This window comes from Glutamicibacter uratoxydans (assembly GCF_050753455.1).
In the GTDB taxonomy this organism is placed as follows: Bacteria; Actinomycetota; Actinomycetes; order Actinomycetales; family Micrococcaceae; genus Glutamicibacter; species Glutamicibacter uratoxydans_A.
Genome location: NZ_CP192736.1, coordinates 2,233,090 through 2,246,184, shown reverse-complemented (window position 1 = coordinate 2,246,184; position 13,095 = coordinate 2,233,090). Strand labels below are relative to the sequence as shown.

The following is a 13,095-nucleotide window of genomic DNA, read 5'->3' as shown; positions in this document are numbered from 1 at the left end:
AATGCAGAATCAGGTAGTTGGTGTTCCCCAAGAGCCGGCCCCGACATGGGAGGCGTTGGTCGCGGAACACGGTGAGAAGATCTTTCGCCTGGCCTACCGATTGACCGGTAACCGTCAGGACGCCGAAGATCTCTCCCAAGAAGCCTTTGTGCGCGCCTTCAAGGGGCTGGGACAGTACACCCCGGGCACCTTGGGCGGCTGGCTGCACCGCATCACCACTAACCTCTTCTTGGACTCGGCCCGGCGTCGCTCCAAAATCCGGTTTGACCGTTTCGCTGAGGACGCCGAGTCACGGATTGCCGGCACCCTGCCCGGCCCGGAACGCAACTTTGAATTCAATAATCTCGACATCGACGTGCAAGAAGCGCTGAAAGCCCTGGCTCCGGACTTCCGCGCGGCCATCGTGCTCTGCGATTTGGAGGGCTACTCCTATGAGGAAGTCTCGCAGATTTTGGGGATTAAACTCGGTACCGTGCGCTCGCGCATCCACCGCGGCCGGGCGATGCTACGCGACGCGCTGGCACATCGTGACCCGGCTCGCATGCGGGCCCCACGCACCGTCTCTCTGCCGCGCATTACCAGCAAAATTCTGCCCTCAGCAGGCTAAGTATCGGCGGTGGGCGCGCGCGGTGAAAGTCGCCGGCTTCGAAGAACAGGCGCAGACAAGGTAATCTTTTAGCGTGGGCTTTATAGGTATTAACGGTGGCGAGTTTGTCGTTCTCGCTATTCTTGCGGTGGTCATTTTGGGCCCCGAGAAGCTGCCGGAGTATGCCAAAAAGCTGGCAAATCTGGTCAAGGAACTGCGCCGCATGGCTAATGGCGCCCGTGAACAGTTGCGTGAAGAAGTCGGCGACGAGGTCGCCGATATGGACTGGAGCAAACTGGATCCGCGCCAATACGACCCTCGTCGGATTATCAAAGAAGCCTTAGTCGACGAGTTCGACGATGCGGTCAAGGCAGCCAAGGCTCCGGCCGGGGCCCCGGCACCGGTCCGAAAATCCATTGTCCCAGTGCTCAACGAACGTCTGGCGCCGAGTGAACCGGCGCCTTTCGACACCGAAGCCACCTAAACTCCGCCCGTGCACCCCACGGTCAGCCCGCTTGCGTGTTCTTACCCAAATTTGCCGCACCCGGCAGGACGCTAGAAATTCAGCGGTAGGGCCCGGCCGGCCAGCCCCCGGGGGCGCTGCACTAAAGTGCGTGCGATCTGTCGAAGCCGCTGCGAGACTTCGGCCTGCGGGTTGGCCAGTACCACCGGGGTGCCCACATCAGAACCCTGCCGTAACGCCTCCTCCAAGGGAAGCTGTCCTAAGAGCGGCACCGAATATCCGAGCTGTTCGCTCAGCGTGCTGCTGAGCGCGTCACCGCCGCCGGAGCCGAAGATCTCCATTTGTGAGCCATCCGGCAGCTGCAGGTAGCTCATATTTTCCACGACACCAATGACCTTCTGCTTGGTCTGCAGTGCAATGGTTCCGGCTCGTTCGGCTACCTGGGTCGCAGTGGACTGTGGGGTGGTGATGACCAACAGTTCGGAGTTGGGTAGCAATTGGGCCACCGAGATGGCGATGTCCCCGGTACCTGGGGGCAAATCCAGCAGTAGCACATCCAGATCTCCGAAATACACGTCGGAAAGGAACTGTTCCAAGGCGCGATGTAACATCGGTCCGCGCCAGATCACTGGCTGGTTGCTATCCAAGAACATGCCGATGGAAATCAGCTTCACCCCGTGCGCCACCGGGGGCAGGATCATCTCATCGACACGGGTGGGATTCTGGCTGGTGCCCATCAACGCCGGGATCGAGAAGCCGTGCACGTCGGCATCGATTAGCCCGACCTTGAGACCATCGGCGGCCAGCGCCGCGGCCAGATTGACGGTGATCGAACTCTTACCCACACCGCCCTTGCCGCTGGCGACAGCGATGAGGCGGGTCAGCGAGGACGGATCGGAGAATGGGGTGCGGGTGGAAGCTAGCGAATCACGCAGTTGTTGCCGCTGTTCGGGGCTCATCACCCCCAATTCGACGCGGACCTGGTTGACCCCGGGGAGGGGGGCGACCGCGGCCCGCACCTCATCTTCGATGGTTGAACGCATCGGGCATCCGGCAATGGTCAGCAACACTTTGATCACCGCGGTGTCCCCGTCCATTTCGGCTGAAGCCACCATGTTCAGTTCGGTGATCGGACGGCGAAGCTCCGGGTCATTGACCGTAGTTAGCGCCTGAAAGAGTTCCTCGGTTGTGCTCACTTGCCGCCTTGTTTCGTCTGTTTGGTTGATGGTGGGTCCACCTGGGGAATGAGCCCGGTGGCCGGCGCGGAGGATTTACGTCGTGGATTCTTGGCCCGCAGATGCAACTCTTCCCCGTCGCCGGTTTCTAGTAGTTCCTCCAACACGTTGCGCAGCTCCGAGCGGACGTAATCGCGGGTGGCCACATCCTGCATGGCCAAGCGCAAGCTGGCCAACTCTCGGGTGAGGTATTCGGTGTCATAAAGGTTGCGTTCGGCCCGGGCACGGTCTTCGGTGAGCGAGACCCGGTCGCGGTCATCCTGCCGGTTCTGCGCCAGCAACAGCAACGGGGCCGCATAGGAGGCCTGCAGGGACAGCATCAGCGTCAACGCGGTGAAACCCAGCGTGGCCGAGTCAAAACGCCACTGCTCAGGGCCCCAGGTGTTCCACGCCAGCCAGAACAGACAGAAAATCGTCATGTAGACCAGGAACTGCGGAGTGCCCATAAAACGGGCGAACTTCTCGGTGGTGGATCCGAAGGCATCGGGGTTCGGGTTGAAGCGGGGCAAGAGCCGGGCGCGGGCCGACAACGGGGTGTCTAGACCGCCGGTTTTACGCTGCTCGGGCATTCGTGCTGCTCCTTGGGTGGTGCGGGTATATCGGACTTAGTCTTCGCTGCGCCAATCTTCGGGTAGCAGGTGATCCAGGACGTCATCGACGGTGATCGCCCCAACCAGTCGGCCTTCCGAATTGACGACTCCCAGCGAGGTGAGGTTGTAGGTCGCCAAATGGCGCACCACCTCGCTGATCGGGGCAACATCGGAGATCGGCTCCAACTCTCTATCCAGAATGTCACCCAAGGGTTCAGGGGGCGCGGCGCGCAAGAGCGCCTGAATATGAACCGCGCCTAAGTACTTTCCGGTGGGGGTTTCCAAGGGCGGCCGAACCACGTACACGGCCGATGCCAGCGCGGGGGAGAGTTCCTCACGGCGCACATAGGCTAGGGCCTCAGCCACCGTGGATTCGGGGGTGAGGATCACCGGGACCGGGGTCATCACCGAGCCTGCGGTACCTTCGGGATAGGCCAACAGGCGACGCACGTCCTCGGCCTCATCTTCGTTCATCAGGTCCAGCAGCTGGGTTTTGGTGTCATCGTTCAGCTCGGCCAAAAGGTCCGCGGCGTCATCCGGGTCCATTTCTTCCAGCACGTCCGCGGCGCGTTCCAGCCCCAACGCGGAGAGGATTTGAACCTGTTCACGGTCCGGCAGTTCCTGCAGCACGTCAGCGAGCCGGTCATCTTGCAGGTGCGCGGCGATTTCTAGCCGGCGTTTCTCGTTCATCTCATGCAGTGCGTCGGCGAAGTCCGCGGCCTTCATTTCATCGTGGGCCGCCACGAACGTGTCCGCGGACTGGGGCTCGTGCTGTCCAGCTTGGTTGATTTGTTCCCAAGACACCAGCACCCGGTGGCGTTTGGTGCGGCGCAACCCCAGGAGACTGGAACCGGGTTCCCCACGCTGCACGAAGTATTCGTTCACTTCCCAGTCGCCCATCCGGGTTTGGATGAGTCCCACATCTTCGACCACCCCGCTACCGGAGCCGTCACGGAAGGTGATTTTGCGGTCGAAAATTTCCGCGGCTACCAGAGTTTCGGCGCCACGTTGCCGGAAACGGCGCATGTTGACCAACCCAGAACAGATCACCTGACTGGATTCCATGGCCTGAATGCGAGTCATTGGCACGAACACCCGGCGTTTGCCGGGAACTTCGACCACTACACCCACACAGGCGGCGGGCTTATTTGGCCCGCGGGAGAGCACCACCACATCACGCAAACGACCCAACCGGTCACCTAACGGGTCGAAGACGTCCAGCCCGAGCAGTCGGGCCACAAAGATCTGCGATGGTGTAGTGCTCACGTACCTAAGCGTATCGTGAGAACTAGCCCAAATCCCCGCAGTTACTGGGTGTGTGACCGGCCGGGCCTTTCACCCTCAGCGATAGTCCGGGCCGATAATGGGCGGCACACAGCAAATACGTGCACAATGTAAGTATGACCTCGCCGCTTGGAGCCAAATCAATGAGCACCGGCGGTTTGCCTCGCGGTGAACTGCTCGGACGCTACACCTCATACCTCGATGCCCAGAAACTCGTCGACTATCTGGCCGACAATGATTTCCCGGTCGCCTCGGTGACCATCGTGGGCAATGATCTGCGCACCGTGGAGCGAGTGACAGCGAAGCTTTCCTACCCGAAGGTGGCGCTGGCCGGTGCCGCGCAGGGCGCGATGATGGGCTTCTTTGTCGGCCTACTGCTTTCGCTTTTCAGCCCGGGCAGCGGTCTGTACCAGATCCTTTCAGCCATTGGATTGGGCATGGCGATCTGGATGATTTCCGGGGTGATCAGCTACTCGCTGCGCCGCGGGAAGCGTGACTTTGCCTCCTCTAGCCAGTTCGTGGCCACCAGCTATGACGTGGTGGTGGATTTTGCCAACGCGCAGGCCGCCCGTTCCTTGGCCGCCAAGTTGCCGATGCATCCCGGACAGCCGGTAGCTCAGCCACCACGCCAAACCCCAGTAGCCCCGCAGCCACCGGTCCAAGCCCCGCCAGCTGCGGCCCCGAGCGGCGATACCGCGCAACAGCCAGCTGCCGAGCAACCGGCAAGTTCCGGTCCCAGCGGCACCTTCCCGGATCTGCCCGATGGGCGTCCGCGTTATGGAGTGCGTGTCACTCCGCCAGCGCAGCCGCAGACTCCCACGACAGAGCCACAGCAGGACCAGCCTGCCAACTCCGGAGCGAACCCGGCCGATACCGAACCGCGGGTGAACACCGCTACTGGCCAGCACCCCTCGGCGGCTTCGGAGGCCTCGGTTGAGAAGCCCGAAGAGCAGGAACCGAGCGAGGAAAATACCTCCCGATAAAACTTTTAGCGCACAATAAGTCAGGGCCCGCGGAAATTTTCCGCGGGCCCTGACTTATATCTGGGAGGTAGCTGCCGGCGCTTAGCCGCGCAACTTCGCCATCCACGCCTCGACCGCGTCCGGCTCACGTGGCAGCGCGGCGGAGAGGTTCACCCCGCCCTCAGCAGTTACCAGAATGTCATCTTCAATCCGCACCCCGATACCGCGGTACTCTTCGGGAATGGCCAGATCTTCCTGCTTGAAGTAGAGGCCAGGCTCGATGGTGAAGACCATGCCTTCTTGCAGTTCGGCATCCAGGTAGAGCTCGGCGCGAGCTTGCGCGCAGTCGTGGACGTCCAGACCCAAGTGGTGGCTGGTGCCGTGCGGCATCCAGCGGCGGTGATGCTGCCCCTCGGGGGAGAGCGCCTCCTCCAAGGACACCGGCAGCAGACCCCACGCATCAAGGTTCTCGGCGAGCACCCGGGTGGCGATCTGATGCAGGTCGCGGAACTTCAGACCCGGCTTCACCGCGGCGAACGCGGCATCGGCGGCATCCAAAACCGCTTGGTAAATCTTGCGTTGGATCGGGGTGTAGGTTCCGGAGACCGGCAGAGACCGGGTCAAATCCGCAGTGTACAGCGATTCAGCTTCCACTCCGGCGTCCAAGAGCAGCACATCACCCTCGCGCACGGTGCCGTTGTTGCGGATCCAGTGCAAGATGGTGGCGTTATTACCACTGGCAGCAATGGTGTCATAGCCCAGTTCGTTGCCTTCGGCGCGGGCCCGAGCAAAGAAAGCCCCCTCCACAATGCGTTCGCCCCGCTCGTGGGCGACGGCCTTGTCCAGCTGCCGGACCACATCTTCGAATCCGGCGATGGTGGCGTCCACCGAGCCCTGCAGCTCGGCGATTTCGTACTCGTCCTTGATTAGCCGCAGTTCGGATACGAATTCGGCCAGCTCATTGTCCAGCGCGTCGGAAGCTTCCAGATCCTGTCCGGTGTTGATGCGGGAGGTGTCTACTAGTGCCTCGACATTCAGGTCCACCTCGCGTACCAGCCGGATCCGGATCCCGCCGAGAGCTTGCGGACCGGAATTCTTGGTGATGGCAACTTCCAGCTGCTCCAAGCCCTCGGTGGGCATCCCGGTGCGTGCGGACATGGTGGACAGGGTGGGGCGTGGGCCGATCCAGAACTCTCCGGAACGGGAGTTCAAATAGAACTCGGTGGAGTCGCGTCCGGCCATCGGGGCGAAGTACAAGGTGGCGGCGTGATTGCCACCTTGGTCTCCGGCACCCTCATCGGTGGGCTCCAGGATCAGGACAGCATCCGGTTCATGATCCACCCCGAGCCCGGTCAGGTGCGCGAAGGCAGAATGCGGACGGAAACGGTAGTCGGTGTCGTTGCTGCGCACCTTCAACGGGCCGGCCGGGATGACCAGACGTTCACCAGGGAAGCGGGCAGACAGGGCGGCGCGGCGGGTTGCCGCGTAGCTGGCTGCTGCGTCCGCCTCAGGCAAGTCGGAGGTGTCCGGGGCCCAGCTTGAGGCCATAAATTCTTGGAATGCTCGCGAAGTGGGTCGCTGCGAGCGGTTATTGACTCGATCTTCGATGGGTTGATCGTTACCCGGGGTATTTGATGCTTCACTGGTCATAGTTCAATCTTGTCACCTGCCCCCGGCTACACACAAAGCCGCGGGTGAGGCGATAGTCTAGTGCCATGTTGATCGACCTGCACACCCACTCGAATATCTCCGACGGCACACAACGGCCACGCGAGTTAATACGTGCCGCCGCCGCGGCCGGAGTAGATGTGCTGGCGCTGACCGACCACGATCAAACCACCGGCTGGGAGGAAGCCCGCAACGCCGCCGCTGATCTGGGAGTCGGGTTCGTTCCAGGGATGGAAATCACTTGCCATGCTTCGGTGGGCGGGTCCGTTCATATGCTCAGTTATCTACACGACCCGCACTACCAGCCGCTGCTGGACGTGCTGGATGTGACCCGCACGTCCCGAGAATCCCGGGCGCAACGAATTGTGGGACTACTGGCCGAAGACTATCCGATTAGCTGGGAGCTGGTGCAAGAACACACTCAGCCAGGCAGCACCGTTGGGCGCCCCCACATCGCCGATGCGCTAGTTAGTGTTGGGGTGGTGATCAACCGGGATGAAGCGTTCTCCAGCATGCTATCTTCACGTTCCCGCTACTATGTTTCGCACCCGGCAGTTGACGCGGTAGACGCGGTGCGGTTGGTGTTGGAAGCCGGTGGGGTGCCGGTGTTTGCTCACCCCATGGCCTCGGTGCGCGGCCGGGTGGTGCCAGCGGAGTATTTTGAAGAGTTGATCGAGGCTGGATTGGCCGGGCTGGAGATCCATCACCGGGATAATTCGGTGACCGGCAAAAAGTTCCTGACCGACCTGGCCCGCAAACATGATCTGATCGTGACCGGGTCCTCGGATTATCACGGGGCCGGTAAACCTAACCGTTTGGGGGAGAACTCCACCGACCCGGCGATGCTTCAGCGGATATTGTCCGCTGGCACCGGATCCATGGCATCGATATAGGCGGTCTGTTCGCCCAGCCGTGAACGCATCACCTCGATGGCCTGCGGGTTCTGATCAATTAGCAGAAACTTTCGGTTCAGCTTGGCCGCCACGGCTCCGGTGGTGCCGGAGCCGGCAAAGAAATCTAACACCCAATCTCCCGGACGCGAGGACGCGGTGATAATTCGACGCAAGATCCCTTCGGGTTTTTGCGTGGGGTAACCGGTCTTTTCTTTCCCGGTGGGAGAGACGATGGTGTGCCACCACACGTCGGTGGGCAGCTTGCCGCGTTCTCGTTTTTCGGGGGTGACTAGGCCGGGGGCCATATAGGGTTCGCGGTCCACTTCGGCCGAATCGAAATGGTATTTCTTGGCGTCCTTGACGTACACCAAAATGGTGTCGTGTTTGGCTGGCCAACGACGGGTGGCCCGGGCTCCGTAGTCATAAGCCCAGATCAATTCGTTCAAGAAGTTTTCGCGCCCAAAAATCTCATCGAGTAGCACCTTCACATAGTGCACTTCTCGGTAATCCAGGTGGACGTACAAGGTTCCGTCCTCGGCGAGCAGCCGGTGCGCTTCGATGAGTCGTGGAGCGATGAACTCCAAATAGTTCTCAAAGGTGTCCGTGTAGGAGCGAGCCTGCCCCAGTTCGGTGACATAGCTCAAGCCCTTGAAACCGACCCGGTCGCCTTCACCCTCTGCGGCACGCGCCATGGTGCGCGCCGCACGAGTCTGTCGGCGACCGGTATTAAACGGAGGATCGACGTAAATCAGAGAAAAACTGGCATCGGGCAGCTGGGAAAGCACGCCTAAGTTATCACCATGAATCACGGTGTTTGGCCCCTGCGGATCAAAAGCTTCGGAGCCCGCCGTGGCGGATGATAATGACACGAGCTGTTCTTTTCCTTTCATCGATCGGTAGTGTGCGCCGCGGGAACTACTCAGTCCTGCGAACCGGCGGTATCCTGACCGGTTTCCTGACTGCGGGTGCGGCGGCGGGTCCGCCGGCGCCGCGCTGCGGTCTTCTCCTCGCCTGCGGCGTGGGTTTCGCGGTGACGCTCATTTTCGCGGGCCGGGCGGTCATGCTTGCCCTTGGAATGCCCGTGCCGGTCCGCACCCTCGCTGCTATGTTCCTGTGTTTCGCCGTTGCGGGTGCGGCGACGGTTGCGGGTGGAAGAGCTGCGCCGTTCGCGGGCTGGGCGTTCCTGCTGCTCAGTGGGTCCGCTGGTGCGCTTGGCCCGTGGCAAGCGTCCCTTAGTTCCTGCAGGGATGTTCAAATCTGCGAAGAAATGTGGGGAAGAGGAGTAGGTTTCTACCGGCTCGGGCACGTTCAGACCGAGCGCCTTGTTGATCAGCGACCAGCGCGGCACCGAATCCCAATCCACGAAAGTGACCGCGATACCGGTGTTGCCGGCACGTCCGGTACGTCCCACCCGGTGCAGGTAGGTGTTCTCATCGTCCGGGCACTGTAGGTTCACCACGTGGGTGACATCGTCCACGTCGATGCCGCGGGCGGCGACATCGGTGGCGACCAAGATGTCGACCTTACCGGAGCGGAAGGCCTTCAGTGCCTGCTCGCGTGCGCCCTGACCCAAATCACCGTGCAGTGAGCCGGCATTGAAACCCCGGTCCACCAGCTCATCGGCCAGTTTCGCGGCCGAACGCTTGGTCTGCGTGAAGATGATGGTTTTGCCGCGGCCTTCGGCTTGCAGCATACGCGCGATCATCTCATCCTTATCCAGGCTGTGTGCCCGGTAGACCAGCTGGTGGATGTTGCGTTTGGTGATCGAATCATCGCCCGGATCGTTAGCCCGGATGTGCATCGGACGGGACATGTAACGGCGGGCCAGAGTAATGACCGGCCCGGGCATGGTGGCGGAGAACAGCATCGCTTGCCGGACCGGTGGCAGGGCGGCGAGAATGCGTTCTACATCCGGCAGGAAGCCCAGATCCAGCATCTCGTCGGCCTCATCCAGCACCACGGTTTTGATCTGCTTCAGGTTCAACATGCGCTGCCGGTTCAAGTCGATCAGGCGTCCCGGGGTGCCCACTACTACGTCCGTGCCAGCCTTCAGGGCAGCAACTTGCTCCTCATAGGGGCGCCCACCGTAGATGGTGGTGACCCGAATATTTGCGTGGCGGGAGGCCTGGGCCAGATCCGCGGAAACCTGCAGAGCCAGTTCGCGGGTGGGGGCTACGATCAGCGCCTGCGGGGCACCAGGGAATTCTAGGCGGTCATAGCCGGCATCTTCTGCGCGAATTACGCGTTGCAAGGCGGGGATACCAAAGCCCAGAGTCTTACCGGTACCGGTCTTGGCTTGACCGATAATGTCGTTTCCGGCCAGAGCCACCGGCAAGGTGAGCGCCTGAATCGGGAAGGGGGTGATGATACCGGCTTCGGAGAGCGAAGCTACGATGTCCGCACGCACCTGATAGTCGGCAAAAGTCTTGGTTTCTTCTTCAGGAACCGCAGTGGCGTCCTGGATATTCGTGTCAGTCACGATGGCTGTATTCTCGTTTCACGTTAGCGATCGCTGTGCGCTGAGCCACGGGCTTCCGAAACGGGAAGCTGATAGTGGGCACGGCGCGGGCGATACGCGGTCCAGCGGAGCCGATCGCGTCATACACCAACACCTGTTCATGGTGTGGGGGATGGTGACCGCTGGGAAGTCACCACGAAAACTGTTTATTGTCGTTTAGCGCGGTGCGACCGGGCATCCTAATAATCTTACGTATGCCTAGCATAACTGGTTTTTCTCGTCACTGGCTGGTGATGTGACCTCCACTGCTAGTTGCTCGAAGTGGCAACTACGGCTGACCGGGTCGGCCCGAACTAATTTTACCCGGACTAAACAGGCCGGTTGGGCACTACCGTGGAAGGTCCCGGTGACCGCCTCATCGAGTAATTGCACGCTGCCCGGACGCCCGGCGGTATCACCGTCAGCCGCACTGGCGGCACGGAGTACCACCGCCTGAAATTCCTCACCCACCCGGTGTTGCAGCACCCAGGCCTCAATCAAGTCCAAGCTGGCCTTTCCGGCCTGTGCGGCTTCCGTCGAGGAGCTGCGCATCAGCTGCGGCAGGAGCTGCAGTGCCTCATGGAGCAGCTGTGGAATAGGTTGAGCGGTGACGATCAACTGGCAGGTCAACAAAACAAAACGATCCACCAGCCGGCGCAGTGGAGCGGTGGCGTGGGTGTAGTGTGTGGCCAACGCCGCCTGAGTGAGCTCCTGGGGGGCTTGACCGTTAATCACTTGGTAGTCCGCGCCGCGAAACAGCGCAGCGGCCCGGTGCATCAGCACCAGCTCGGCGGGCTTACTGATGTCCAAAGTGCGTAAGAATTCGCCGTAGCTCAGCCGCTCATCCCACTGGTGTCCCAGGGTTTGGGCTTGGGCGCGGAATTCGGCCAGCTCTTTGGGGCCGGGCTGCGGCATGGTGCGTAGGATCCCCACCCCGGCCTCAAGCATCAGCTGCGCGGCCGCCATCCCGGTCAGTAAGGAAATCTGGGCGTTGTAGTCCTCGATAGGTAAGGGCATGCGGGAAACCAGCTGATAGTTTCCGTGCGAATCTTGTACCACTTCCTGATCCGGCAGGTTCAGTGAGGCTCCTTGCCGACGCTGTTCGGCCGCGATCCGCAGCAGACCGATCTGCCGCAGCAGCTGTAGTTGCTCGGACGCCGTCCCGGCATCCAGTTCTTGCTGCGCCTGCGGATAGTTGAGTTTGGCTCGAGAACGGATCAGGGAGCGTTCTAAACGCACCGAACGCAGTTCCCCGTCCGCGCGCAATTCCAGCTGCCAAATGAAGGCGCGGCGGGTGGCATCCGGGAGCAGTGAACCGCCGTATTCACTGATACTCGGCGGGTGTAGCGAGATCCGCCGGTGCGGCAGATAAATGGTTTGTCCCCGCTGCCGGGTGACCTCATCTAGCAGCGAGCCTAAGGGAACCAAGGCCGGGACATCGGCGATCGCATAATGCACCAGGAAACCATCGGACAATTTTTCGAGGTACATGGCCTGATCCAGGTCGGTGGAGCTGGCCGGATCCAAGGTGAAGAAGGGCAAATGGGTGTGATCAGCCGGCGGAGCAGCTAAGCAGGCCAAACTCTCTTCGGCGGCGGCCAACACGGGTGCGGAAAATTCCTCGGGCAGCGCAAAGTCGTTTTCGAGCTCATGCAGCATCTTCTCCAAGCTGCCCACAGTTTGCGGACGCTGGAATTTAATTCGTCGATCCACCACGGCAAAAGCATAACCCGAAGGCTGTGCGGTGGCCCACCATGCGGCGCCGGGGCGTGGAACCGGGGTTAAACGCGTTCGACCCCGCACCGGTGGGTGCGGGGTCGAAGACTGAAAAAATACTACTGGGCGAAACCTACGCGGCGAACCTGATCCGGGCCGACCTCAACATAGGCGATCCCAGCCACCGGAACGATGACTTCGCGGCCCTTGGAGTCGGTCAGGCGCAGCTGGCCGCCCTCGTTCAGGGCAGTGGTGACCACGTCGGTGATGGCCGCATTGTCCTGCTCGGACTCTAGGACTACTTCGCGGGCGACGTTCTGGATGCCAATACGGATTTCCATAAAGCTGATGATCCTCTCGAAGATACGTTAACTGCCCGGTACATTCACCGGTTGCCGGTGAATGTTGGACCTGAAAACAAATCTAGCTAGTTTTCCTTGGGGAACCGGGCAATTCCGCGCCAAGCTAAAAGCGAAATGAGCTCCACGGCACGCTGCTGGTCCACATCCTCATCGCTGGTAGCCCAATAGCGGGCCGAGACCTGAGACAAACCGGCCAGTGCGCGGCCCAGCAACATTCCCTCGGCTTGGCTCAGTTGCGTGTCGGCCACCACCACTTCGGCGATTGCTTCGGCCAGCTGCGCGTTGAACTCTTCGATGCGTTGGGCGATGAGCGGGTCGGAGAGTACATCGGACTCAAAAATCAGCCGGTAGGCCTGCGATTCGCGGCGGATGTAGCTGTAATAGGTTTCGATGGTTTTGTAAACCCGTTCGCGGTTATCGCTGGTGGAGGCGATGGCCTGAGTCAACAGTTCGGAGAATTCGGCTAAATGCGAGTCCAGCAGTGCCAAATAGAGTTCGCGCTTTCCGGGGAAGTGCTGGTAGAGCACGGGCTTAGATACCTCGGCAACCTCCGCGATCTCATCCATGGAGGCCCCGTGGTAGCCGTGAGCCACAAAAACCTGATGCGCGGCGGAGAGTAGCTGGCGTCGTCGGGCTTCGCGCGGTAGTCGTTGGGTGCGTGTGCCCTTGCGTTCTTCGATTCCCGACATGGTGTGCCTTTCACCCTGGTGACCCGACGAGGACCGCAACTCCGCTCGGTGGGAGCTCTCTCGGGTCGTCCTCATTCTGTGTAGTATTCCACGTTGCGACGCAAAAGTGGCTATTTCCGCTGTGATCAGCTGGATTAAGCCGGGGTTTGG

Annotated in this window: 13 protein-coding genes; 4 read left to right on the top strand and 9 right to left on the bottom strand. The window is 61.1% G+C overall.

The window, feature by feature from the left end; all coding sequences use genetic code 11:
• Window position 1: 1 nt before the first annotated feature.
• Both sigE and ACQQZ8_RS10230 read left to right on the top strand, forming a co-directional pair.
• Window positions 2-607: an RNA polymerase sigma factor SigE gene (sigE, locus tag ACQQZ8_RS10235; RefSeq protein ID WP_431712177.1), complete on the top strand. Its 606-nt coding sequence runs from the start codon at window positions 2-4 to the stop codon at window positions 605-607.
• Between the two features lie 73 nt (window positions 608-680).
• Window positions 681-1,070: a sec-independent translocase gene (locus ACQQZ8_RS10230; protein WP_431709728.1), complete on the top strand. Its 390-nt coding sequence runs from the start codon at window positions 681-683 to the stop codon at window positions 1,068-1,070.
• A 71-nt stretch (window positions 1,071-1,141) separates the two neighbouring features.
• Here ACQQZ8_RS10230 and ACQQZ8_RS10225 read toward each other — a convergent pair whose 3' ends face one another.
• The 3 genes from ACQQZ8_RS10225 to ACQQZ8_RS10215 are packed head-to-tail and all read right to left on the bottom strand — an operon-like array spanning window position 1,142 to window position 4,140.
• A complete protein-coding gene (locus ACQQZ8_RS10225) occupies window positions 1,142-2,245 on the bottom strand; it encodes an Mrp/NBP35 family ATP-binding protein (protein ID WP_431709727.1) in 1,104 nt (367 codons plus the stop codon).
• Window positions 2,242-2,853 (bottom strand): DUF1003 domain-containing protein, encoded by a 612-nt coding sequence (locus tag ACQQZ8_RS10220; RefSeq protein WP_431709726.1) that lies wholly within the window; start codon window positions 2,851-2,853, stop codon window positions 2,242-2,244. Before ACQQZ8_RS10220 ends, ACQQZ8_RS10225 begins: the two co-directional genes overlap by 4 nt.
• A gap of 36 nt (window positions 2,854-2,889) precedes the next feature.
• Window positions 2,890-4,140, bottom strand: coding sequence for a magnesium transporter MgtE N-terminal domain-containing protein (locus ACQQZ8_RS10215; RefSeq protein WP_431709725.1), 1,251 nt, complete (start codon window positions 4,138-4,140; stop codon window positions 2,890-2,892).
• 134 nt (window positions 4,141-4,274) lie between these two features.
• Here ACQQZ8_RS10215 and ACQQZ8_RS10210 point away from each other — a divergent pair, with 134 nt between their 5' ends.
• On the top strand, window positions 4,275-5,141 hold the full coding sequence (locus ACQQZ8_RS10210) for a general stress protein (protein WP_431709724.1): 867 nt from the start codon (window positions 4,275-4,277) through the stop codon (window positions 5,139-5,141).
• Window positions 5,142-5,222: 81 nt separating this feature from the next.
• Here the strand turns inward: ACQQZ8_RS10210 and ACQQZ8_RS10205 are convergent, their stop codons facing one another.
• Window positions 5,223-6,770 carry an aminopeptidase P family protein gene (locus ACQQZ8_RS10205; RefSeq protein WP_431709723.1) on the bottom strand — a complete coding sequence of 516 codons (1,548 nt, stop codon included), beginning with the start codon at window positions 6,768-6,770 and terminating at the stop codon, window positions 5,223-5,225.
• 65 nt (window positions 6,771-6,835) lie between these two features.
• On the opposite strand from ACQQZ8_RS10205, the gene ACQQZ8_RS10200 reads away from it, so the two are divergent.
• Entirely contained in the window at window positions 6,836-7,681 is an 846-nt protein-coding gene (locus ACQQZ8_RS10200) for a PHP domain-containing protein (protein ID WP_431709722.1), read from the top strand.
• On the opposite strand, the gene ACQQZ8_RS10195 is transcribed toward ACQQZ8_RS10200, so the two are convergent.
• From ACQQZ8_RS10195 to ACQQZ8_RS10175, 5 genes are all read right to left on the bottom strand, one after another.
• Entirely contained in the window at window positions 7,636-8,550 is a 915-nt protein-coding gene (locus ACQQZ8_RS10195) for a DNA-methyltransferase (RefSeq protein WP_431709721.1), read from the bottom strand. The genes ACQQZ8_RS10200 and ACQQZ8_RS10195 overlap by 46 nt on opposite strands.
• A gap of 50 nt (window positions 8,551-8,600) precedes the next feature.
• Window positions 8,601-10,160 (bottom strand): DEAD/DEAH box helicase, encoded by a 1,560-nt coding sequence (locus tag ACQQZ8_RS10190; RefSeq protein ID WP_431709720.1) that lies wholly within the window; start codon window positions 10,158-10,160, stop codon window positions 8,601-8,603.
• 237 nt (window positions 10,161-10,397) lie between these two features.
• On the bottom strand, window positions 10,398-11,894 hold the full coding sequence (locus ACQQZ8_RS10185) for an RNB domain-containing ribonuclease (protein ID WP_431709719.1): 1,497 nt from the start codon (window positions 11,892-11,894) through the stop codon (window positions 10,398-10,400).
• A 119-nt stretch (window positions 11,895-12,013) separates the two neighbouring features.
• Window positions 12,014-12,235 carry a DUF3107 domain-containing protein gene (locus ACQQZ8_RS10180; protein WP_431709718.1) on the bottom strand — a complete coding sequence of 74 codons (222 nt, stop codon included), beginning with the start codon at window positions 12,233-12,235 and terminating at the stop codon, window positions 12,014-12,016.
• A gap of 86 nt (window positions 12,236-12,321) precedes the next feature.
• Entirely contained in the window at window positions 12,322-12,945 is a 624-nt protein-coding gene (locus ACQQZ8_RS10175; RefSeq protein WP_431709717.1) for a TetR/AcrR family transcriptional regulator, read from the bottom strand.
• Window positions 12,946-13,095: the final 150 nt, after the last annotated feature.